Raw genomic sequence first — 645 nt, 5'->3', positions numbered from 1 at the left:
TGTGTGGATAAGTCCTCGACCGATTAGTATTCGTCAGCTCCACGCGTTACCGCGCTTCCACACCGAACCTATCAACCTCATCGTCTATGAGGGGTCTTACCAGCTTGCGCTGTGGGAAGTCTCATCTTGGAGGGGGCTTCACGCTTAGATGCTTTCAGCGCTTATCCCGTCCGCACATAGCTACCCAGCTGTGCCACTGGCGTGACAACTGGTGCACCAGCGGTGCGTCCATCCCGGTCCTCTCGTACTAAGGACAGCTCTCCTCAAACTTCCTACGCCCGCGACAGATAGGGACCGAACTGTCTCACGACGTTCTGAACCCAGCTCGCGTACCGCTTTAATGGGCGAACAGCCCAACCCTTGGGACCTACTTCAGCCCCAGGATGCGATGAGCCGACATCGAGGTGCCAAACCTCCCCGTCGATGTGGACTCTTGGGGGAGATAAGCCTGTTATCCCCAGGGTAGCTTTTATCCGTTGAGCGATGGCCCTTCCATGCGGAACCACCGGATCACTAAGCCCGACTTTCGTCCCTGCTCGACTTGTAGGTCTCGCAGTCAAGCTCCCTTCTGCCTTTACACTCTACGAATGATTTCCGACCATTCTGAGGGAACCTTTGGGCGCCTCCGTTACCTTTTAGGAGGCG

At 56.4% G+C, this 645-nt stretch carries 1 rRNA gene; it reads right to left on the bottom strand.

Annotated features, from left to right (window positions below):
* Window positions 1–3 precede the first annotated feature (3 nt).
* Window positions 4–645: ribosomal RNA gene (locus KB186_RS28205) — 23S ribosomal RNA — on the bottom strand; the annotation flags it as partial.

This window comes from Brevibacillus sp. AF8, from assembly GCF_021270385.1.
Lineage (GTDB): Bacteria > Bacillota > Bacilli > Brevibacillales > Brevibacillaceae > Brevibacillus.
Note: the sequence above shows the minus strand (reverse complement) of the source record. Positions and strands in the feature narration are given on the sequence as shown.